Consider the following 20,210-nt stretch of genomic DNA (forward strand, 5'->3'; position numbering starts at 1 on the left):
CGTCGTCCGGGCCGTCCCGGCCGAGGCGCAGTCCGGACTAGGCGTCCGGGACCGTCGTGCCGCGGGCCCGTTTTCCGGGGAACGCGGTTCGAAGCTGGGCACGGAACGTCAGCGGGCTGCGCCGGCTCACCGCGATGACGGACAGCAGGCCTGTCAGCAGCACGATGGTGCCGCCGGCGGCCACTGACCAGCGTGCGCCGAAGTCTGTGGCGATCCACCCCATCAGCGGCGCTCCCACGGCGGTGCCGCCCTGGAGGACGGCCAGGTAGAGGGCCAGGACGCGCCCCCGGAACTGCGGCTCCACGGAGAGCTGGATGGTGGTGTTGCAGCTGTTCAGGAAGGTTATTGAGGCCAGGCCCACCGGTATCAGCACCGCGGCGTAGAGCCAGAACGACGGCGACACACTGCCTACCAGCGTGAAGAACCCGAGTGCCAGGGCACCGCCCAGCATGAACCTCAGCCGCGGGCCGGACCGGCGGGCCGCGAGCAGGGCACCGGCCAGGGTCCCGACGGCCATGATGGAGCCAAGCAGCCCGAATTCTCCCGGCCCCACCCCGAACTCCGCGGTGGCCATCAGCGCGTTGGTGATGGGGAAGTTCATGCCGAAAGCGCCAAGGATCCCCACCATGACCAGGATGAGCACCAGGTCCGGCCGGCCCCGGACATATGCCAGGCCCTCAGCCACCTGGTGCTTGCCACGGACTGCCGGCGCGGCCGGGGCTAGTTCCGAGGTGCGGATCCGGAACAGCGAGATGATGACGGCGGCGAAGCTGGCTGCGTTGAGCAGGAAGACAGGTCCGGTGCCCACCCATGCAATGAGCACACCGGCGATGGCAGGACCGGTGAGCCTGGCCGTGTTGAAGGAAGCGGAGTTCAGGGCCACCGCATTGGCCACCCTGTCCTGCCCCACCAGTTCGGAGACGAAGGCCTGGCGGGTGGGCGCGTCAATGGCGCTGGCTATTCCAAGGCACAGGGCAGCCAGGTAGGCGTGCCACAGCTGGGCGGTGCCGGTCACCACCAGGAGTCCGATGGCGAGCCCGCACAGACCCATCGCCAGCTGTGTCCACAGCAGGATCACGCGTTTGCGGTACCGGTCCGCGAGGACACCGCCGTAGGGGCCAAGCAACAGCATCGGCAGGAACTGCAGGGCCGTCGTAATGCCGACGGCTGTGCCGGAATGGTTTGTGAGGACGGTGAGCACCAGCCAGTCCTGAGCCACCCGCTGCATCCACGTGCCGATATTAGAGACGAGTGCCCCTCCGGCCCAGACGCGGTAGTTGGGGTTCTCCAGTGACCGGAACATGGCGCTCATTTGGCACTCAGCTGCTGCATGATGCGGGCGGCGCGGCTGAGGATCCGGCGGTCCTCGTCGCTGAGTCCGGCAACGCGCTGGGCCAGCCAGGCAGTCCTCTGCCCGCGGGCCTCGGCAAGGACAGCCTCGCCGGCCGGCGTGATTCCCACCTGGACCTGGCGGCCATCCGTCGGATGGGCTGTGCGGGTGACAAAGCCCTGTTCCGTGAGGGCGTTGACGATCCGGGTCATGGACGGCGCCTGCACGTGCTCGCGTTCAGCCAGTTCGCGGAGGGTCTGCGGGCCGCTGCCGTTCAGTTGGGCCAGGACCGTGTACTGGCCGGGGGTGATGACGTCACCGGTTGCCTCCACCCGGAGCCTGCGGGACGTGCGCATCACCGCTGTTCGAAGGTCGATGGCCAGGATGTCCGGCTTGATGCTGTCCCTTGTCTCGCGGTCCGTTGCCGTCACTGTGTGTTGCGCCTCCAAATATGCTTAGCAATGCTAATTACCTCTGCTAACCATTATGCTCCGGTGACGCGCAGGCGGCAAGTGCGTGCCGCCGTCGTGCACTGACCGGGGGCGGTTGCCCAGACCGGAGGGTGCTCCGCGTCGGACTATTTCCGTAGCACTAAATCGGTTCCATAATGGCCCCATAAGCTTCGGGGACCCTCGCGCCGATGATGGCTGGCGGGGCGTTGCAGAGTCCCAGGTGGCCGCCCCGGCAGTTGGCGGAGGGGGTGGCCACGCGGCCACGGGACAAGGTCGTCCCGGAACCGCTACCGGGGGAGGGCATCGCCAGCAACGAGAAAACAATGCACAAAGGAAATCATCATGCTCACGGATTTAGACATCATGGCTGTCCTGCCCGCGAAGGACATCAAGAGGGCGCGGGACTTCTACCGGGACAAGCTGGGGCTGGAGCCGTCCGAGCCCGGGGCGGAGGACAACCTGGTCTACAGTGGCGGCCACGGAACGGGCTTTATGGTTTATCAGACCGACAATGCGGGGACGGCGAAGAACACCCAGATGGGCTGGATGACGGACAACCTCGAACGCGAAATGGAGGAGCTGCGGGGCCGCGGGGTCGTCTTTGAGGAGTACGACCAGCCCGGGCTGAAGACGGAGAACGGCATTGCCACGGACGACTGGGGGAAGGCCGCCTGGTTCCTGGACAGCGAAGGGAACATCCTCAACATCTCCCAGCGCGCGTAACCGCTAACACTGGAAAACTACGACGACGGCGCTCGCCGCCGCGGTCCCTCGCCGGTGTGGTCCCTGCCGGCAGGGACGGGCGCCAGCGTCGTCGTTCCCCTAAACGAGGGACCTGAGGAACGCCGCCGCGTCCTCGGCGACCCGCTCCGGGCACTCCCACTGGACCGCGTGCGCCACGTTGGTTGAAACTTCCGCGTCAGGTTCGGCTGCTTGAGGGGGTGCATGGACGGACTCAGTGATGCAGGGTAGGCCGGTAGATGAGCTCTTGGGTGTGGCCGTCGAGCGTCCGGCTCTCGATGAGCTCGAGGTCGAAGTCGGCCCCACCCTGGAAGATCGGTGCCACTCCGGTCTGACCGGTGATCACAGGGAAGAGCGTCACCTGGACGCGGTCGACCAGACCGGCGGCCATCAGCGCTCGGTTCAGCGACAGGCTGCCGTGCGAGCGCAACGGCACCTCGGACACCTCCTTGAGCCGGGCGACAATGCCGACGGCGTCGCCGCTCACGACGGTCGCGTCAGGCCAGTCGAGTGGTCCTTCCAGTGTGCTCGACACCACCGTTGCCGGCAGGTTCCTCATCCGGGTGACCCATGGGTCACGGACCTCGGACTCCTCGGTGCTCGAGGCCAGCATCTGCGCGTGCGCCCGATACGTGTTGGCCCCGAAGACCATGCGCTGCTCCTGGTCATACAAGGCGAGGCGGTGGTCGAGCAGCTCGGGGCCTTGCTTGCCCCAGTAGCCGCCCCAGTTGCCGCTGTGGGCGCCGAAGCCGTCGAGGCTGGTAAAGACGTCGAAGGTGTAGGTAGCGGCCATGATGTTCTCCTCGAGTGCGGTTGATCGGGCGTGTGGACAAAGGCTGGTACCCACGGCGAAACTCATCGCAGTTGGCTCCTGGAGTCCGGCCGCCCCGGGTGTGGCCCATCGCCCTGACCAACGGCCAAGACGGTGGCGAGGATCAGCGTAGTCAGCAACACGGCGGGCGGACTGTTCTGCCAGGGAGTAGCCGGCCTCCGGTTTGTCCGCCGCGCCCTGCCTGCGGAGATCGGGGGCATTGATCCTGAAGGCGGTCAGCAAGGGGACCAGGCGGTCGAAGCTGCCGCGGGATTCGCCCCGCGCATGCAACAGCAGTACGGGCTTCGCGCCGGCTTCGACCTGGACGAGGTACGGCACCGTGATGCCGGTGCGGAGCCTGAGATCCCGTACTTCGGATTCCATAGCGTCAGGGTACGCCGCGTCAGGACGAGTGAGTTCCGTAGGGGACCAGTGCACAAAGCGGGAGCCGCCTACTTTGATGCGCTCAAGACTTTCAGGCAGCCGCCGCGGCGGTCCCCACCTTCCAGTTCTGTCAGTGTAGGAGGCCAGGGATCTCCGCCTCTTGGCACTGGTCCAATTAGGCGCGCATTTCCTCCGCGTTGGCATGAAATGTGCGGCAATGAGTTTTGCTCAGTTTTTGTCTAGCTTTTTCGCATTTTCGCCTTCCAAGGGCTGAACGATAGTTACCGTATTAGTGCAGTGCAGACATTGGGGGTCGGGAAACCGGCAGAACAGTTCTGCCGGGCATCCCCGAGTCATCGCTACCACGGCTGAACAGTAGAGCGCTCCGACGGTGATGCCGAGCTGGCTGGTCAGCACGGTGAGGCCGTTGCCCCTTCCCGATACTCGCGGCCGGCGCGGAGGACGGCGGACTGGTTGTAGATGCCGATCGCGCCGAGTCCGGCACCCCACACGGCCATGAGGACCATGGCGCCCAGAATGGTTCCCGCCGAGGGAGAGGAGGAGCATCGCGACGGCAGGAGGAGCATCGCGACGGCGGGAGGAGCATCGCGACGGCGATGGCCGCCGTCGTGATGATCAACGAACGGGGGGCCGTGAGTCGACGGTGATGCCCACGATCCAGATGCCCACGAGCCCGGAGACGCCGAGGACTGGTGTCCTTCATGGTGGCCGGGCTGAGCCCGATAGCCTTTACACGTCCCTGGCTGGTGCTGGACGCTTTTAGAGCCGGAAGAGTGGCTCGATCTGTACGCGCAGGCGCTCGTGGAGTCTCCCCCAAAGGTCCTCTGGCCGGAATTCGCGCGCTGGGGTGCGCAGGACCTCATGGATGTAGGTTCCATTGCAGTTCTGCGCGACTATCCGTGAGTCGACGTCGGCGGTCAGGTGTCCGGCTTTCCTTGCCTTGTCAAGGATGGATGCTGTGAGAGCGATGATCCTGTCACCTTGGGCGATGCTTTGTGCCCCAAGCTGGCTTCCGGCCTTGAAACCGTAGTGCAGGTAACTGGTGACATTCTCCGGGTCGATTGCGTAGAACTGTGCGCGCGCCCGGAAGACGGCGTAGATCCGCTCGACGTGATCCCGGGCGGTGGAAGTGCTGGCAGCCAGTTCCTTGTCGGCGTCCTCGATGGCCTGAATCGTCATGTCCATGCGTTCGCCGATGACCAGAAGGAGCAGCTCGTGCTTGTTACTGACGTAGCGGAAGAGCGTGGCTTCCCCGACCCCGGCAAGTTCAGCCACTTCCTTGGTCGTAGTTTGCTCGTAGCCTCGCTCGTTGAAGAGTTGTTCGGCTGCGGCGCGGATGTTCCGGTAGCGCTCGATTCGCGCCTTTTCCCGCAGCCCGACGGGGGCGCCAGAGGTCGTGGCCTCGGAAGTCATCGTTTTCATTCCTTTACAAACGCCCCTATCAGCGGTTGGGTACCGAGCGGCCTTTCGCAGCCGCCGGGCTGCTGTTTCAATTGAACATCACGATCTGGCGAATGGCGTTGCCGTCAGCAAGTTCATCCATCGCCTCATTGATCCCATCCAGGGTGATCACCGAGGAAGCCAGCTTTTCGACCGGCAGCCTTCCTTCCCGCCACATCTGCGCGTAAACGGGAATGTCGCGGGCGGGCACTGCAGAGCCGAGGTAGGAACCGATAATGGTCCGGGCCTCTGCCGTAATTCCCAGGGGTTCGATGGATGACACAGCCCCGGCGGCCGGCAGTCCGACAGTCACTGTGGTGCCTCCCGGCGCCGTTGAGCGTACCGCCGTTTCGAAGGCACGGGGGTTGCCCGCTGCCTCGATGACGAGGTGGGCACGGATGCCCAGTTCCTCGGCTACGCCAGGAGAGTACGTCTCTGTGGCCCCCAGCTCCTGCGCCGCTGTCAGCTTGTCCGGGTTCGCGTCGATGCCGATAATCCGGGCGGGTCCAGCCCACGCTGATGAGACTGCGACGGCGGTCAGCAGCGCCGCCATACCGACTCCTCCGAGACCGACGATCATGATGTCCTGTCCCTCCTCGGGCCTGCCCGCGTTGATGACGGCCCCGCCACCAGTCAGCACGGCGCAGCCAAGAAGCGCAGCGACCGTTGGCGGTATGTCGCTTCCGACGGGAACAACCGAGCGCCGGTTGAGCACAGCGTGAGTCGCGAACCCGGAAACTCCGAGGTGATGAAGCACAGGCTGGCCGGTGCGGGTGAGGCGGGTGGCGCCCCCGGGCAGTGTTCCGGCGCCGTTTGATTCTGCTCCGACGCTGCACGGAAGCTTGCCGCCAGTGCGGCAGCTGGCGCACTCCTCGCAGCGCGGCAGGAAAACCGTGACCACCCGCTGGCCCGGTTCAAGGTCATTGACCTCCGCGCCGACAGCGACGACCCTTCCGGCAGCCTCGTGGCCCAGCAGCATGGGTACGGGACGAAGGCGGTCACCGTTGACGACAGATAGGTCCGAGTGGCAGACGCCCGCAGCCTCCATCCTGATCAGGACTTCCTGCGGTCCCGGCTCGGCGAGGTCAAGCTCCGCAACGGCCAGAGGCCGGGACTGGGCATAGGGACGGGGGGAGCCGATGGTCTCGAGGACCGCGCCGGTAATCTTCATGGAACCATTCCTAGGATTGTGCTTCGTATCACTCTTATGCTTTTATGAGAGTGTAATCCGCACGGAGTGTACTTTCAATATCGGGCGGCTGCCCTATTCATCTTGCGCCCGAGCGGACTCCCTCATCGCTATCAACATCGGTCGTCCCGTTAGTACCAGCCATTCAATACTCGAAGGGATTGGAATTGAAGATTCATCCAGATGCAAACGAGGGTCTCGCCCACATCGGGGCCCTGTCGGTTCCTTTCCATGACACGCTTGCACCGGAGGACTCTCGGAACACGATTGTCCTGATCCACGGAACAGGCGGAAGTGCCAAGACCCACTTCCGCACGCTGTTTCCGATGCTCGCCGCCCGGTACCGTGTTCTCGCTGTTGACCTGCAGACCCCCGACGGGGAACTTACCCTCGGGGCATTGACTGAGCAGGTCGCCGGCGTCATTGACCAGCAGGCTCCTGCGCGGCCGGTCCATGTGGTCGGTTATTCGCTGGGCGCCCTGGTCGCGGCCGACCTCGCCGCTTCGCGACCGGAAAGCGTGGCCAGCCTGACTCTGGTGGCCGGCTGGGTCCGGGCCGACACCCAACAGAGGCTTCGCAATCGGATCTGGCACCGGCTTTTCGAGTCCGATCAGGACCTCCTGCGCGAATTCGTCACCTGGACAGCCTATGGCCACCCTTTCCTGGCCGGCCGCGGCGACGCAGATATCCAGGCTCTGGTTGACGCCCGCACCTTCCCGGAAGGGATCGCCGAGCAGATGCGGCTCAACGCCGTTGCCGACCTGACCGGCAGGCTCGCCGGCATCACCGCGCCGTCCCTGGTCATCGCCGGCGCCCATGACCAGATGGTTCCGGCCCGACAGACCCGGCTCCTCTTCGGAGGCCTTCCCAATGCCCGGTACGCCGTTATCGGTAGCGGACACGCCGTCCCGCATGAGCGTCCGGCCCAGCTCTTCCAGCTCATCAGCGGGTTCGTGGAGGACCCTGCCGCTACTCCTGCCGATGAGGTTCAGGAACCAATCTTTGTCTAGCCAGTCGGAACCAGCACACAACAAGACACAATTTGGAGGAATAGTGGAAAGTACCCCAATGGGACATCCCGCATCCGATTCGCCGGTCGATGTCATCATCGTCGGTACCGGCTTCGGAGGCCTTGGCATGGGCGCGAAGCTGGCCCGCGAAGGAAAACGGTCATTCATCATTCTCGAACGGGATGAGGAAGTGGGAGGCACCTGGCGCGACAATCACTATCCCGGCGCGGCCTGCGACGTTCCGTCGCATCTGTACTCGTTTTCCTTCCGCCCCAATCCGGAATGGTCCCGGATGTTCGCCCCCCAGCAGGAGATTCTGGACTACCTGCGCAGCGTCGCCCGGGACGAGAACCTCCTTGAGCGGATGGTGTTCGGCGCCGAAGTAACCGGTGCCCTATGGGACGAGGCGGCCGCGTTGTGGAAGGTCACCACCCCCAAGGGTGAGTTCGCCGCCAGAACGCTGGTGACCGCCGTCGGACACCTGTCCGAGCCCAAGCTGCCCGTCATTGACGGACTGAGCGACTTTTCCGGTCACCTGTTCCACTCGGCGCAGTGGAATGACGAGATTGATCTGACGGGCAAACGGGTCGGCATCGTGGGCTCGGGAGCCACAGCCATTCAGGTGCTGCCCGAGGTGGCGAAGGTCGCCGGCGAAGTCGTCGTGTTCCAGCGCTCCGCCCCGTACGTGACTCCTCGTCCCGACCGGGCTTACACCGAGGAGGAAAAGGGCCTTTTCCGCAAGATGCCCGAGGTGATGCAGGAACTGCGCGAAGAGATGTTCTGGTCCAACGAGGAGCGCTACGCCCAGCGCCGCGGGACCCCGACGCTGGTCTCCGCCGCAGCCCAGGTTGCCCTTGACCATCTGCACCGGCAGATTGAGGATACGGAACTGCGCCGGAAGCTGACCCCGGACTACACGTTCGGCTGCAAGCGGGTTTTGAAGTCGAGCGACTACTATCCCACGTTCACTCAGGACCATGTCCATCTGGAAACCGGCGGCATCACGCGCGTGGAAGGCAACCGGGTCCTCGGCAGGGACGGAGGCAGCCACGAACTGGACGTCATCATCGCCTGCACCGGTTTCGAAGCCACGGATCTGCCCATCGCCTACCGCATCTTCGGCCGCGACGGCCAGCCGCTAAGCGAACGCTGGGCCAACGGCATGCAGGCCTACGCCACCACGGCCGTGCACGGCTTCCCGAACCTGTGGATTATCAACGGGCCCAATACCGGGCTGGGACATAACTCCGCTGTTTACATCGCCGAGGCCCAGATTGACTACATTATGGCCGCAGTAAACTTCCGCGATGAGGCCGGGGTGCCCGCACTGGAGGTGAGCGGGGAAGCGGAGGATGCCTTCATGGACCGCGTGGACCATCTCGCCCAGGGCACGGTATGGCTCGAAGGCGGCTGCAGCAGCTGGTATGTGGACCACCGCAACGGGCGGCTGACCACCCTGTGGCCGGAGCCGGCCTATACCTTCCGGCAGGTCAATGCACCCTTCGACCCCGAACCGTATCTGACCTGGTCGCCGGATGAAGCCGGTGAACACATTTTGGCCGGAGTGCGCTAACGGCCCCCATTGGGAGGCTGCCTGAGGAGAAGGCAGCCTCCCGTCTAACCCAGAATGGAGAAAGCATGAGGAACAACGAACAGCAGCACCGAACAGCCGTCGTCACCGGCGCAGCCGGGGGGATCGGCCGCGGCATTGTGGAGTCATTCCTGGCCAGCGGAGACCGGGTCATCGCCGTGGATACATCGAGCTCCGCTCTGTCCGAACTCCAGACGGACCTGGATCCGGAGGGCGGATTCCTGCAGACAATGCACTGTGACGTCACCGACCCCCGGGACTGGAAGCGGATCGCCGAGGCGGTGGAGGCCTCCGCGGAAACATCAACGGTTCTGGTCAACAATGCCGGCATCTCACCTAAACGGGACGGACAAAAAATCCCCGGTGATGAAATCCCCCTGGACGAGTGGACGAGCGTTCTGTCAGTGAACCTCACGGGCCCGTTCCTAGGTATACAGGCGCTGGCACCGCACATGAAAATCACCGGATTCGGCAGGATCGTCAACATGTCCTCGCTGGCCGGACGCGACGGCGGCAGGCTCGGCGGTGTCCACTATGCCGCGACCAAAACGGGCCTCCTGGGCCTGACCCGGTCCTTCGCCCGGGAAATGGCACCGTTCGGCATAACCGTCAATGCCATCGCCCCCGGCCGCATTGACGCCGGCATGGCTTCAGGCGTCTCAGATGAAGTCAACCGGAACTATCTCGGCCGTATCCCGGTGGGCCGACTGGGGCACGCCAATGACGTCGCCCAGGCCGTCCAGTACCTGGCTGCTGTCGAAAACGGTTTCGTCACGGGCGTCACCGTTGACGTCAATGGCGGGTCGTACATGGGATGAAAGTCCAATCCTCGAATCCTCCCGGGGCGGGTCGGAGAGGGGAAGTCCGGCAGCAGGGGCCCGACAGGCTGCGTGGCAAGGTCGTGCTGATCACGGGCGGCGCTGGAGGTATCGGCGCGGCCACGGCCCAGCGGCTGGCCGCCGCAGGAGCACACGTGTCGCTGGTTGATCGTGACCAGCCGGCCCTCGAACAGTTCGTCTCCCGGCTGGGCGGCGGCCATCTGGTCACGGCAGCGGATGTGACGGACCACGTGTCCTTGCAGCTTGCGGCCCAAAGGACGGTGGAGCACTTCGGCCGGCTGGATATCGTCTTTGCCTGCGCCGGCGTCGGCAGCGCTTCCACCGTTTCCGCTTCCCGCACCGATGACCTGCTGCGGATCGTGGACATCAATCTCGGCGGGGTCATCAGGACCGTCAAGGCCACCCTGGAAGAGGTCACCAGAAACGGGGGCTACTACCTGCTGATGAGCTCGGCCGCCGCGCTGAAGAATGTTCCGCGCGCCAACGCGTATGCCGCGTCCAAGGCCGGCGTGGAGGCTTTCGGCGGGGCGCTGCGGCTGGAGTTGGCCCATAAGGGCGTTGACGTTGGCGTCGCGCATCCGGCATGGGTCAGCACTGGCATGATTTCCGGGGCGGGTACCCGGGCCGGAGAGAGCCGCTCCCTGCCGTGGCCCTTCAGCGTCGTTTCCAGCACCGACACGTGCGCCGACCTGCTGGTCGGGGCAATGGCTGCACGGCGCCGCAAGGTATTCGTCCCGCGCAGCCTGGCCCTGATGGACCCGCTGCGGTGGCTCTCGACCGGGCCTCTATGGGACGCCTTCATGAAACCCCGGGCAGCGCTGAGCGTTTCCCGGCTCGAAGCCGCGCCCCAAACGACCGACTAACTCGCCGGAGGCAGTTGTGCCGCCGGTCACAATCCTGTATTACTGAGAGGGCACTCCTTACGGATTAGACTCTCAACTTTCGCCCAAAACCAACAGAGGTTACCTTGAACAAGACTCGCCTGTTCTCCGCCGCCGCCGCTGTCGCCGGCCTTTCCCTGACCGTTACCGCCTGCTCGGGTGCTTCCAACGCATCCGAAGGCTACCCGGCCAAGTCCGTCACGTTCGTCATGCCTTACGCCGCAGGCGGCCCGTCAGACACCACGGCCCGCGCCTACGGCGCTTGCCTGGGAAAGCTGCTGGGCGGCACCTTCGTGGTGGAGAACCTTGACAGCGGCGCAGGCGCGGTGGCCATGCAGAAGCTGGCCGGCGCCAAGCCGGACGGATATACCGTGGGCCTCAGCACCAACGGGCCGCTGGTCCTGAACCCGATGAGCAACGATCTGGCCTACTCGCAGGACGATTTCCAAGCCCTGGGCACCATGGCAGAGATCCCCACACTATTCGCAGTGCCGAAGGACTCTCCGTACAAGAGCCTGCAGGAGCTGTTCGATGCCGCGAAGGCCAATCCTGGAAAGATCTCGATCGGCGTCCCCGGAGCCACCAGCTCGCTTGCCACTGAACTCAAACGCCTGCAGAAAGAGAGCGGCATTGAGTTTTCCATGGTTCCCACCTCCGGCAGCGCCGAACTCATCACCAACTTGCTGGGCGGCCATATCGACGCCGGATTCGTCAACGACTATGTCGATGTTGAGGCCCAGGTGAAGGACGGCGCCATCGTCCCGCTGGCTGCCGCCGGCGAAGCGCGCTCGGAGGCCTTCCCCAAGGTTCCGACGACCAAGGAGGCCGGCTACGACGTCAAGACCACCTCGGTCTACGGCCTCTTCGCCCCCAAGGGCCTGCCGCAGGACGTTTCCGACAAGCTCGAAAGCGGCATCGAAACCTGCAGCCAGGACGCGGAAGTCATCTCCCAAATTGGCGACCGTTTCGTGCCGAACAGCTTCTCAGACGCAGCGGCGACCCAGCAGGTCTTCAGCGATATGCGCACCCGCTACGAGCCCATCCTGGCGAAGTAGCACCTTACTACTCAACCGCCGGCCACCACGGCCGGCATGAAGAAGGGTGAACCCCATGGTTTCTTCTCCCGTGGAAGCGGCCGCCGAAATCCGGGAACCGGAAAGGCCCCGCACGGGTGCCGGGCGCTGGCGGCGCAGAATCGCTCCGCTTATCCTGCTCGTCCTCGGCCTTGGCGCAGCGTCCGGTTCATGGCTGCTGAAGCTGGGCACACTGCACCACCCCGCCCCAGGCCTCTGGCCTTTCATCATTTCCATGGCCATCATCCTCAGTGCCGCTGTACTGATCGTGCGGCCCGGAGATGAGCCGCTGGAGGCCTGGGGCCGCAGGAGCCTGTCGGTGGCGGCCGGCGTCGCCAGTCTCGGCGCGTTCGTCGTGCTGTTCGAACTGATCGGCTTCTTCGTCCCGGCTGTGTTGATGCTCCTGCTGTGGCTGCGCGTCTTCGGAAGGGAGTCATGGCGCTGGACACTGGTGTTCGCTGTGGCGGGCCCGGCAGTGCTGTACGTCATCTTCGACCGACTCCTCGGCGTTCCCTTCCCCGCCGACCTGGCGCTCGGCGCCTTCGTCTAGAACGGACTCTGATATGGATATCCTGAGCAACCTCGGTGAAGGCTTCTCCGTTGCCTTAGACCCGATGAACCTGCTGTTCGTCCTGATCGGGGTGGTCGTCGGAACCGCCATCGGTGTCCTGCCCGGTCTCGGGCCCACCGCGACGATCGCCCTGCTGCTACCCGTCACGTACACGATGGATCCGACCGCCTCGATCATTATGCTGGCCGGCATCTACTACGGGTCGATGTACGGGGGCACCATCACCTCCGTGCTGCTGCGCCTGCCGGGGGAAGCAGCCTCGGTTGTAACGACCTTTGACGGGTACCAGATGACCAAGCAGGGCCGGGCCGGCGCGGCGCTGGGCATCGCCGCCATTGGCTCCTTCATCGGCGGCACCGTCGCCATTATTGGCCTGACGTTCCTGGCCCCGGTGCTGGGCAAGATCGCCCTGTCGATGGGCCCTGCCGGCTTTGTTGCCCTCATGGTCCTGGGGCTGTTCCTCGTCACGTCCCTGGGCACCGGATCCACAATCAAAAGCGTGAGCATGGCCGCCGTTGGCCTGCTGCTGTCCACAGTCGGCCAGGACCCCGTCAACGGGTCGGCACGCTTTACGTTCGGTCAGGCGCCGCTACTGAGCGGCTTGGACTTCGTGGCCGTGGCGATGGGCCTGTTTGGCGTCGCCGAACTGCTGCGTTCCCTGGAGCAGACCGAAAAAGCCCAGATCATCAAGACAAAGATCAAGAACATCTGGCCCTCCCGCAGGGACCTGAAGGACTCGGCCGGAGCCATCGGCCGCGGCTCGGCTCTCGGATTCTTCATCGGCATCCTCCCCGGCGGCGGCGGTGTCATCTCCTCCCTGGCCTCCTATGCGATGGAGAAGCGCCGGGCCAAGGACCCTAGCCGGTTCGGCAAGGGCGCCATCGAAGGCGTTGCAGGACCGGAAACGGCGAACAACGCGTCCTCTACCACCGCGTTCATTCCGCTACTGGTACTCGGCATCCCCTCCAACGTCGTGCTGGCGATGATCTTCGGAGCACTGCTGATGCACGGCATCACCCCGGGCCCGCAGCTGATGACCGACCATTCCGGGCTCTTCTGGGGCGTCATCGCTTCTATGTACATCGGCAACCTGATGCTGCTGATCCTCAACATTCCGCTCGTGGGCATTTTCATCCAGATGCTGCGCGTGCGCCAGGGCATCCTGGTCGCTTTCTCCCTGCTGATCGTGCTGATCGGCGTCTATTCGATCAACAACAGTTCCTTTGACATGTGGGTTGTGCTGGCCTTCGGCGTACTGGGCTGGATCATGTCGAAGACCGGCTTCGACCCCGGCCCGCTGGTGCTGGCCTTCGTCCTCGGACCGATCCTGGAAAAGTCCTTCCGCCAGTCCATGCTGATTTCCGGCGGCAGCCTCGACATCTTCGTCACTGATCCGGCCGCCGCGATCATCTTCGGCCTGATCCTCGCCGTCATCGCCATGAAGGCCATCACCGGGTTCCGGCGCCGCACTGCCGGGGCCAAGGCTTCCACGGAAGCACCGGTGACGGAAGACGCAAGTCCGCAGGGCACTGACGGGCCCGACAGCGATGATCCTTCACCCCTTCTCACCGCCTCAGCGGTGCCGGGTGAACCGGAACCGCTGCCTGCCGGAAAGCAACACAGCCCAACCGCTTGACAGGACCTGCCCCTCCGAATCCACCGGAAGGCAACTCCCTGGACGCGGGAGCTTCCACGGCTCCCTCACTGTGCCGCTGATTCCCCACACGGCGGAATCAGCGGCACAGATGCGTTCAAACAAAAGAAGGCGGTCAAAGAGAATGCTTCGTAGCACTCAAGGCACAGCATCCAAGCCCGGAACTGCCAGCAAACTCCTAGTGCCGGCGCTGTGCCTGTGCGGTACAACGGTCACCCTTCAGCAGGCTACGGTAGTTCCCCTGCTTCCCGACATGCCGCGCCTTCTTGGGATCTCCGTCGAGGACGCATCCTGGATCCTCACTTCCACCCTGCTGGCCAGCGCAGTCGCCACCCCGGTACTCAGCCGCCTGGCAGACATGTTCGGCAAGCGCCGGATCATGCTCGTCTGCCTCGTCATGATGTCCATCGGCTCAGCATTGGCGGCGCTCGACCTCAGCTTTGCGGCCATGATCGCCGGCCGATCGCTCCAAGGATTCGCCGCAGCCCTCGTCCCAGTGGGCATCAGCGTCCTGCGGGAAGAAATCCCGGGCACGAAACTGGCACCGGCCGTCGCGATGATCAGCGCCACCCTGGGTTTCGGGAGTGCTCTGGGCCTTCCGCTGGCCGGTGTGCTGTATGAGCTTCTCGGCTGGCAGTCAATCTTTTGGAGCGCCGCCGCGGCCGGCATCGTCCTGATCGCGGTATTGCCCCTGGTCATGTCGAAGTCCCGCATTCGCACCCCGGGCAGGTTCGACTACGGAGGCGCCATCTTGCTCTCGGTTGCCCTGACCGCAGCACTTCTTGCCTTGACCAAGGGCGGCACCTGGGGCTGGACCAGTGCGCCAACGCTGATGACGGCCGCAACCGCGGTCATCACCTTGGCACTTTGGTTTCCGCTCGAACTGAAAATCAGCCAGCCGATTCTGGATCTGCGAACCTCTGCCCGCAAACCCGTGCTCATTACGAACCTGGTTGCTGTCCTCGTGGGTTACTCCATGTACTCCAACCTGCTCTCCACCATTCAGCAACTGCAAATGCCCTACGCGACTGGGTACGGCTTCGGCCTGAGCGTGATGGCCGCCGGCCTCTGTATGGTTCCTACCGGTCTGGCCATGGTGATCTTCACTCCCATATCCGCACTGAGCAGCCGCCGTTGGGGCGCCAAGACCGCACTCATCATCGGCTCCCTCGTCTCAACCGCGGGATTCATTAGCCGCCTCTTCCTGACCGAAGAACTTTGGATGGTGATGCTGGGGGCCGCCGTCATCGGCATCGGCAACGCCATTGCCTATGCCGCGATGCCGACCCTCATTATGGGATCCGTCCCCGTGACCGTCACCGCCGCTGCCAACGGCCTGAACACCGTGCTGCGCGTTATCGGAACCACCGTCGGCAGCGCAGCAGTAGCCGTGCTTCTGGCCTCAACCACCCTGACGCTCGACGGAACAAAGTACCCGTCCTTCCAGGCCTTGGAACACATCTTCTGGATCGCTGTCTCGGCTGCCCTGACCGCTGCCGTACTGGCCAGCTTCCTGCCTGTAAGTCGCCCGGAACGTCGGGGGAGGCGTAGAGCTGGTGGGCATGACGAAAGACGGGAAGACGGCACAGAAGTCGGCGGTCACAAGGATGTGTCCCGTATACGGACACGAATCGTGGCGGATCATGTACGGCATGATGATGCCGGATGGGATGCTCCAGAACCCGAAGACCGAGTTCGCGGGGTGCCGCATCAGCTATGAATCCAGGGTCTATCCCGCCACGGGTGGAGATGGGGCCGCCGGAGTGGGCATGCCAGAACGACGAGTGCCGCCACCGCTGGTGGTAGACCGGCACCAGCGGCTTACAGCCCTGCGTGGGCCTTGCTCACGACGGGGGGACCGCGCCTTGGGTTGATCGGCTCGCTTGGGTTCGTGGGCCGCATTGTCCGGGCTCTGGTTTTGGTGCAGATGCAGCGCGGCCACTTGGTAAACGGGGGCAAGCGCCTCCGCCATGATGGCAGCTCCGTGGGGGGTGGGATCCGACGGCCGGCGTCTTCAGCCGAGGCGTCCAGCAAAACGCCTGCCGGTTGTGGCGTCGCTCACGCAGTTGTGAAAGCCGTGGCTTCGTTTTTGCTTTCGGAGGTATCCACTTTGCATCCATGGCCGTGGCTAAGCGGTCTGACCTCGCGTTCCTGTCCCATTGCGCCCTCCATTTTGGGCGGCCTCACGGAAGCGGGGGCCGCTTCGTGGATTGGCTTCTGCGGGCGCAGAAGCCAATTTAATTGCACATCCGCCCAAATCGCTGTCGACGAACCGGGCTACCTGCCTTCAGAACGGCAATGCGACCACCTCATTTGCCGTACCGTGCCTCACCCGCAACCCGAGGTAGCGCGGAAGCTTTTCCGCGTCGGGGTAGGACCGTCCGACGAGCTCGGTCAGCATGGCCTCTTCACGGAGGGCGGCGCGGTGTTCTGCGAGTACTTCGGGCGGCAGCGTCGCGAGGACCCACGCGGAACCTGTCAAGGTTCCTGCGCCGAGGCGGATGAGCCACCAGCCCGCATACATGGGATGGCGGGTGATTGCGTAAGGGCCGCTGGTGACCAGTTCCTCCGGCCGCTCTAGAGCGAAGGCCTGCCGAGCAGCGTCGCCGTTCCTACCCCGCCATCCGGTGGAGGGAACGCGAGCCGGGAAGCGGCAACGGACGGTGCCTGGCGAGAAAAAAATCAAGGACCAGCCCGGTCGCCCGGTCGCCCGGCCGGCCGGCAGTGGAAGGTTGCCGTAAACCTCCTTCAACAGCCTCGCCAACGGGGTTGCAGAGGGGCCTGTCACAGTGCATCCGATGGGTTGCGGGGGTCAACAAGGGAACGGAGGAACGCCACCGCGTCCTCGGCGACGCGCTCCGGGCACTCCCACAGGACCGCGTGCGCCGCGTCTGGGTAGACCTTCAGCACGGCGCCGGGGATCCGGGCGGCGAGGGCTTCCTGCTCGCCGCGCGGCAGCAGGTTGTCCTGGGCGCCCCACAGGATCAGCGTGGGGGCATGGATGGTTCCCGATTCCGTGGGTGGCGTTGCCTCGATCAGGCCGTTCAGGATGGCTTTCCACGCGCGGGCGGGCATCCTGAGGCCGTCGCGCACGCGGTCCTCAATGAACCACGGAGGAACGTCGTGCAGCAGGGGAAACCAGGACAGGGAATCCCGGACCCAGCCCTCTTCGAGGGGGGCGGCCAGGGCTCCCACCTCGTCGGCGAAGGGGGTCCGGCCCTGCACTGGCGGCCGTGGCCGGCAACGGATGAATATGCCGCCCGCTTCGCCGAGTCCGAGTACACCGGCGCCGAACCCAACACGTTCAGGGAGCTGCTGCGGCGGCCGCGGCCCGTGGCCAGGATTTCTGATGCCCCGCACCGGGACGTGATCCGCAGCGTCCGGATCAACGACCTGTTGGTTCCCCTGGGTTTCATCATGAGCTGCGCGGAGCGTTCCGGGTGGACGAGGCGTGCTGGGGTGTGGGCAGTCTCTTCCGGGAGGGCGGGCAGGATTTCTCGGACCGTGAGGTGGAATTCTTGGACGCCGTCGCCGCCACTCTGCCAGCGGCCACCCGGGTGGCCGTGCGGGTGCAGCGCGGGCATCGCCCCGCTGCGGGTGGCCCAGTGATCGTTATCGCCGGAATCGACGGCGAACTGCGGGCGGCCACCCCCGCCGCGGTCTGTGGTTGGCCGAGGTGGAGGATGCGGCGCCGGGCGGTTTCACCATGACGCTGCACTCCGTCGTGGTGCAGGCCCACGCCTCCGTCTCAGGCACTGCCCGGGCCAGGATGCGGGACGCCGGCGGCAACTGGGTGGTGCTGCAGGCCAGCCGACTCGTTACGGGCGACGACCCCGAACAGATGGTGGTCACCGTGGAGCCGGCCACCACGCAAGACGTGGTCAGCCTCCTGCTGGCGGCCTACGGGGTCTCCGCCCGTGAGCGGGATATCTGCCTGGAACTTCTGTCCGGAAATCCGACGGCGGACATCGCCCGGAATCTGTTCATTTCCCCGCACACCGTGCACGACCACCTGAAGGCTCTGTACGCAAAATTGGGCGTCGGTAGCCGCGGTGAGCTGGTGGCGAAGCTGCTGGTTTGAAGCTGCGGGTTCTGCAGTCATCCACGGGTAGCCGCCGGGCATGCGTTGGACATAGTGACAAACACAGGAACCCCGCAGTGCTGGGCACTGCGGGGTTCCTTGCTGGCCGGTTTCCGGTTACTCGGAGTCCGGTTTCTGTTCGCGGTCCCGGAGGTTCTTCTTGATTTCGTCGAACTTCTCCTTGATGACCCGTTCCGCCTCCGAGAGGGTTTTCCCGGCGGTGCTTAGGGGATCCATCTGAAGGTAGACGTTCTGGCTGGCAGGCACGTCGTACTCATCTTTCAGATGGGTGCCGCCGCCCACTCCCTGAAGAGACAGATACACCATGGCCTCCGTCCGGGCAATGCCGGAAAGTGTTCCGAAGACAACCGTGAAGTCGTTCGATTCAAAGCTCACAGTCTGACCGATATGGCTGCGGTCTAGGTCACCGGCTGCTACCGGCTTCTCGGACTGACTTCCGCTGTAGCTCATGAACTTCTCCTAAATAGTCGAGGGACACGTACCAAGGCAGTCTATATACGGAGCCCGTGAAGCTCAGGCGGTTCACCGTAAGCAGCCAACGCATCGGAGAGCTGGGCCGATTTGTCATGGGCGTGTGCAACACGGCGAGGACGTCCCGAGCCTGAGATGAGGGCGCTCATCCTGGCGAGCTGGGCGGTCCGGCTGTGGCGGAGCCAAGGGGGTCTCCGACGGGATCTGGTGGAGTCCAGCGTTCGGGTCGTCGGGGACTGCAGGGAAAGGGACTTGGCCATGGTTACGGGTGCGCGCGCCTCACGCACAAGATGCGTGGCAGTCATGCATTGAATTCACAGTTTGACAGGCATCCTCAAGGTTGGCTCAGGACTGAAACAACATTGCCCCAAGATCAACGCAGATTCCGTATTCCAACGCGCCAGAGAAATAAGCTCTTCACGAGAGACAAATTCGGCTTAAGAAAGAGGCCCGGCTGTTTGCCGGGCCTCTATTTAATTGAGAGAGGCAGCACACAATGAAGTACACCAAGTCCCTGGTAGCCCTTGCCCTGATGGGCTCAGCTCTGTCCCTGTCCGCATGTGGCGGCAGCAACGGGGCGGCGTCCGGTACCGCACCGACAGCTGAAGCTGTGGAGAAGCAGGTCGAGGCTCCCAAGCCCACGGGTCCGGCCAAGTCATCCCGCGGCAACTACGTCATGTCTGCTGGAAGCAAGGCATTTGCCACGCAGACTGACCAGCTCACCGACAAGGAGACTGCCAAGTTCTCGGTTTCCTCGATCAAGAAGGGTGTTTGCACCGGGGAGTATGTCCAGCCGCCCACAAACGGCAACATCGTGTTCGTGAAGGTCACCGTACAGACCTTGCCGGCACTGGCCGAGTCGAGCTTCCCGACGTTCAGCATTAGCGCACATGACTTCAAGTTCATTGCCAAGAACGGCACGACGTTCAACGGCTCGCTGTCAACCGTGGGGACATACGGATGCCTGCCCGATGCGGAGACGTTCCCCAGTGCCGGCATCGGCCCCGATCAGAAAGCGTCGGGGATCATCGTCATCGACGTGCCGCAGCCGAGTGGAACGCTCCTGGTCAAGAGCAACTTCGGCACCGGCTACGAGTACACCTTCTAGCCCACACACTTTCCCGGGGGAACACGATGAACATCGAGAACAACGACGCACCAACTACCTATCAGCCCACGCCTTACCAGCAGCCCGCTTATAGCCAGGTGGGTCTGCCTTTACCGCCGCAGGCGGCGGAACCCGAGAAGCGGAAGCGCAAGCCGAAGTGGTTCCTGCCGGCCGGCCTGGCTGTCGCCGGCCTGGTCTTGGGATTCGGAGCAGGCGTTGGAGCCAAGCCTGAGCCTGAGATTGTGGTGCAGGAGAAGATTGTTGAGAAGGAAGTCGAGGTCGTCAAGGAGGTCACACCGCCTTCGTGCATTGAGGCACTGGACGTGACGCAGGAGGCGATAGAACTGTTCTCCACGTACCCGGAGATGGCGCACGATGCCGTGCAGGCGGCTGGCACCTTCGACACCGCGGGGCTGCAGGCGGTTACCAGGAAGATCGAGACCTTCAATAGTGACTTGGACAAGCTGACACCTAAGGTCGGCGCACCTGTGGCAGCGTGCCGACTCGCGGCTGAGTAAACGACCAGTTCGGCGGGAGGTCCC

The 20,210-nt window shown here is 64.3% G+C and carries 20 protein-coding genes; 12 read left to right on the forward strand and 8 right to left on the reverse strand.

Annotated features, from left to right (window positions below):
- Positions 1-37: 37 nt before the first annotated feature.
- Both CXQ90_RS09580 and CXQ90_RS09585 read right to left on the reverse strand, forming a co-directional pair.
- Positions 38-1,312, reverse strand: a complete 1,275-nt coding sequence (locus CXQ90_RS09580; protein ID WP_104138727.1) for an MFS transporter — start codon at positions 1,310-1,312, stop codon at positions 38-40.
- On the reverse strand, positions 1,309-1,686 hold the full coding sequence (locus tag CXQ90_RS09585; protein WP_104138921.1) for a MarR family winged helix-turn-helix transcriptional regulator: 378 nt from the start codon (positions 1,684-1,686) through the stop codon (positions 1,309-1,311). Before CXQ90_RS09585 ends, CXQ90_RS09580 begins: the two co-directional genes overlap by 4 nt.
- A 438-nt stretch (positions 1,687-2,124) precedes the next feature.
- Between CXQ90_RS09585 and CXQ90_RS09590 the strand changes: the two genes are divergently transcribed.
- The gene (locus CXQ90_RS09590; RefSeq protein WP_104138729.1) at positions 2,125-2,505 is read left to right on the forward strand and encodes a VOC family protein; all 381 of its coding nucleotides are present in this window, start codon (positions 2,125-2,127) and stop codon (positions 2,503-2,505) included.
- 232 nt (positions 2,506-2,737) lie between these two features.
- Here CXQ90_RS09590 and CXQ90_RS09595 read toward each other — a convergent pair whose 3' ends face one another.
- The 3 genes from CXQ90_RS09595 to CXQ90_RS09610 all read right to left on the reverse strand — a co-directional run bounded on the left by CXQ90_RS09595 (position 2,738) and on the right by CXQ90_RS09610 (position 6,350).
- Entirely contained in the window at positions 2,738-3,316 is a 579-nt protein-coding gene (locus CXQ90_RS09595; RefSeq protein WP_104138923.1) for a dihydrofolate reductase family protein, read from the reverse strand.
- A gap of 1,182 nt (positions 3,317-4,498) precedes the next feature.
- The gene (locus CXQ90_RS09605) at positions 4,499-5,152 is read right to left on the reverse strand and encodes a TetR/AcrR family transcriptional regulator (RefSeq protein ID WP_181038504.1); all 654 of its coding nucleotides are present in this window, start codon (positions 5,150-5,152) and stop codon (positions 4,499-4,501) included.
- Positions 5,153-5,228: 76 nt separating this feature from the next.
- Positions 5,229-6,350 (reverse strand): alcohol dehydrogenase catalytic domain-containing protein, encoded by a 1,122-nt coding sequence (locus CXQ90_RS09610; protein WP_104138732.1) that lies wholly within the window; start codon positions 6,348-6,350, stop codon positions 5,229-5,231.
- Positions 6,351-6,535: 185 nt separating this feature from the next.
- Here CXQ90_RS09610 and CXQ90_RS09615 point away from each other — a divergent pair, with 185 nt between their 5' ends.
- The 8 genes from CXQ90_RS09615 (at position 6,536) to CXQ90_RS09650 (ending at position 15,707) form a co-directional block, all read left to right on the forward strand.
- Positions 6,536-7,378: an alpha/beta fold hydrolase gene (locus CXQ90_RS09615; RefSeq protein WP_181038505.1), complete on the forward strand. Its 843-nt coding sequence runs from the start codon at positions 6,536-6,538 to the stop codon at positions 7,376-7,378.
- Between the two features lie 58 nt (positions 7,379-7,436).
- Positions 7,437-8,951 (forward strand): NAD(P)/FAD-dependent oxidoreductase, encoded by a 1,515-nt coding sequence (locus tag CXQ90_RS09620; protein WP_104138735.1) that lies wholly within the window; start codon positions 7,437-7,439, stop codon positions 8,949-8,951.
- Positions 8,952-9,016: 65 nt separating this feature from the next.
- A complete protein-coding gene (locus CXQ90_RS09625; RefSeq protein WP_104138736.1) occupies positions 9,017-9,787 on the forward strand; it encodes an SDR family NAD(P)-dependent oxidoreductase in 771 nt (256 codons plus the stop codon).
- Between the two features lie 83 nt (positions 9,788-9,870).
- The gene (locus CXQ90_RS09630; RefSeq protein ID WP_181038506.1) at positions 9,871-10,671 is read left to right on the forward strand and encodes an SDR family NAD(P)-dependent oxidoreductase; all 801 of its coding nucleotides are present in this window, start codon (positions 9,871-9,873) and stop codon (positions 10,669-10,671) included.
- Positions 10,672-10,775: 104 nt separating this feature from the next.
- Complete coding sequence (locus CXQ90_RS09635; protein WP_104138739.1) at positions 10,776-11,744, forward strand: tripartite tricarboxylate transporter substrate binding protein; 969 nt, start codon at positions 10,776-10,778, stop codon at positions 11,742-11,744.
- 55 nt (positions 11,745-11,799) lie between these two features.
- On the forward strand, positions 11,800-12,312 hold the full coding sequence (locus tag CXQ90_RS09640) for a tripartite tricarboxylate transporter TctB family protein (protein WP_104138741.1): 513 nt from the start codon (positions 11,800-11,802) through the stop codon (positions 12,310-12,312).
- 13 nt (positions 12,313-12,325) lie between these two features.
- A complete protein-coding gene (locus CXQ90_RS09645) occupies positions 12,326-13,969 on the forward strand; it encodes a tripartite tricarboxylate transporter permease (RefSeq protein ID WP_104138742.1) in 1,644 nt (547 codons plus the stop codon).
- A gap of 142 nt (positions 13,970-14,111) precedes the next feature.
- A complete protein-coding gene (locus tag CXQ90_RS09650; RefSeq protein ID WP_181038507.1) occupies positions 14,112-15,707 on the forward strand; it encodes an MFS transporter in 1,596 nt (531 codons plus the stop codon).
- Positions 15,708-16,274: 567 nt separating this feature from the next.
- Here the strand turns inward: CXQ90_RS09650 and CXQ90_RS09655 are convergent.
- Positions 16,275-16,775, reverse strand: a complete 501-nt coding sequence (locus CXQ90_RS09655; RefSeq protein WP_258064451.1) for an isoprenylcysteine carboxylmethyltransferase family protein — start codon at positions 16,773-16,775, stop codon at positions 16,275-16,277.
- Positions 16,772-17,212 (reverse strand): alpha/beta fold hydrolase, encoded by a 441-nt coding sequence (locus CXQ90_RS22870; protein WP_146068871.1) that lies wholly within the window; start codon positions 17,210-17,212, stop codon positions 16,772-16,774. Before CXQ90_RS22870 ends, CXQ90_RS09655 begins: the two co-directional genes overlap by 4 nt.
- 481 nt (positions 17,213-17,693) lie before the next feature.
- On the opposite strand from CXQ90_RS22870, the gene CXQ90_RS22635 reads away from it, so the two are divergent.
- Positions 17,694-18,068 carry a helix-turn-helix transcriptional regulator gene (locus CXQ90_RS22635; RefSeq protein ID WP_219816652.1) on the forward strand — a complete coding sequence of 125 codons (375 nt, stop codon included), beginning with the start codon at positions 17,694-17,696 and terminating at the stop codon, positions 18,066-18,068.
- A gap of 117 nt (positions 18,069-18,185) precedes the next feature.
- On the opposite strand, the gene CXQ90_RS09670 is transcribed toward CXQ90_RS22635, so the two are convergent.
- Positions 18,186-18,539 carry a hypothetical protein gene (locus CXQ90_RS09670; protein ID WP_104138747.1) on the reverse strand — a complete coding sequence of 118 codons (354 nt, stop codon included), beginning with the start codon at positions 18,537-18,539 and terminating at the stop codon, positions 18,186-18,188.
- 517 nt (positions 18,540-19,056) lie between these two features.
- On the opposite strand from CXQ90_RS09670, the gene CXQ90_RS09675 reads away from it, so the two are divergent.
- Together CXQ90_RS09675 and CXQ90_RS09680 are read left to right on the forward strand one after the other, a co-directional pair.
- Positions 19,057-19,668, forward strand: coding sequence for a hypothetical protein (locus tag CXQ90_RS09675; RefSeq protein ID WP_104138748.1), 612 nt, complete (start codon positions 19,057-19,059; stop codon positions 19,666-19,668).
- A 26-nt stretch (positions 19,669-19,694) separates the two neighbouring features.
- The gene (locus CXQ90_RS09680; protein ID WP_104138750.1) at positions 19,695-20,186 is read left to right on the forward strand and encodes a hypothetical protein; all 492 of its coding nucleotides are present in this window, start codon (positions 19,695-19,697) and stop codon (positions 20,184-20,186) included.
- Positions 20,187-20,210 lie beyond the last annotated feature (24 nt).

The sequence above is a fragment of the Arthrobacter sp. ZGTC131 genome (genome assembly GCF_002929275.1).
In the GTDB taxonomy this organism is placed as follows: Bacteria; Actinomycetota; Actinomycetes; order Actinomycetales; family Micrococcaceae; genus Arthrobacter.

Coding starts and splice junctions, on each gene's coding strand:
- CXQ90_RS09580 (WP_104138727.1), bottom strand. CDS start 1,312: ATGAGCGCCATGTTCCGGTCACTGGAGAACCCCAACTACCGCGTCTGG.
- CXQ90_RS09585 (WP_104138921.1), bottom strand. CDS start 1,686: ATGCGCACGTCCCGCAGGCTCCGGGTGGAGGCAACCGGTGACGTCATC.
- CXQ90_RS09590 (WP_104138729.1), top strand. CDS start 2,125: ATGCTCACGGATTTAGACATCATGGCTGTCCTGCCCGCGAAGGACATC.
- CXQ90_RS09595 (WP_104138923.1), bottom strand. CDS start 3,316: ATGGCCGCTACCTACACCTTCGACGTCTTTACCAGCCTCGACGGCTTC.
- CXQ90_RS09605 (WP_181038504.1), bottom strand. CDS start 5,152: ATGACTTCCGAGGCCACGACCTCTGGCGCCCCCGTCGGGCTGCGGGAA.
- CXQ90_RS09610 (WP_104138732.1), bottom strand. CDS start 6,350: ATGAAGATTACCGGCGCGGTCCTCGAGACCATCGGCTCCCCCCGTCCC.
- CXQ90_RS09620 (WP_104138735.1), top strand. CDS start 7,437: ATGGGACATCCCGCATCCGATTCGCCGGTCGATGTCATCATCGTCGGT.
- CXQ90_RS09625 (WP_104138736.1), top strand. CDS start 9,017: ATGAGGAACAACGAACAGCAGCACCGAACAGCCGTCGTCACCGGCGCA.
- CXQ90_RS09640 (WP_104138741.1), top strand. CDS start 11,800: ATGGTTTCTTCTCCCGTGGAAGCGGCCGCCGAAATCCGGGAACCGGAA.
- CXQ90_RS09645 (WP_104138742.1), top strand. CDS start 12,326: ATGGATATCCTGAGCAACCTCGGTGAAGGCTTCTCCGTTGCCTTAGAC.
- CXQ90_RS09650 (WP_181038507.1), top strand. CDS start 14,112: ATGCTTCGTAGCACTCAAGGCACAGCATCCAAGCCCGGAACTGCCAGC.
- CXQ90_RS22635 (WP_219816652.1), top strand. CDS start 17,694: ATGACGCTGCACTCCGTCGTGGTGCAGGCCCACGCCTCCGTCTCAGGC.
- CXQ90_RS09670 (WP_104138747.1), bottom strand. CDS start 18,539: ATGAGCTACAGCGGAAGTCAGTCCGAGAAGCCGGTAGCAGCCGGTGAC.
- CXQ90_RS09675 (WP_104138748.1), top strand. CDS start 19,057: ATGAAGTACACCAAGTCCCTGGTAGCCCTTGCCCTGATGGGCTCAGCT.
- CXQ90_RS09680 (WP_104138750.1), top strand. CDS start 19,695: ATGAACATCGAGAACAACGACGCACCAACTACCTATCAGCCCACGCCT.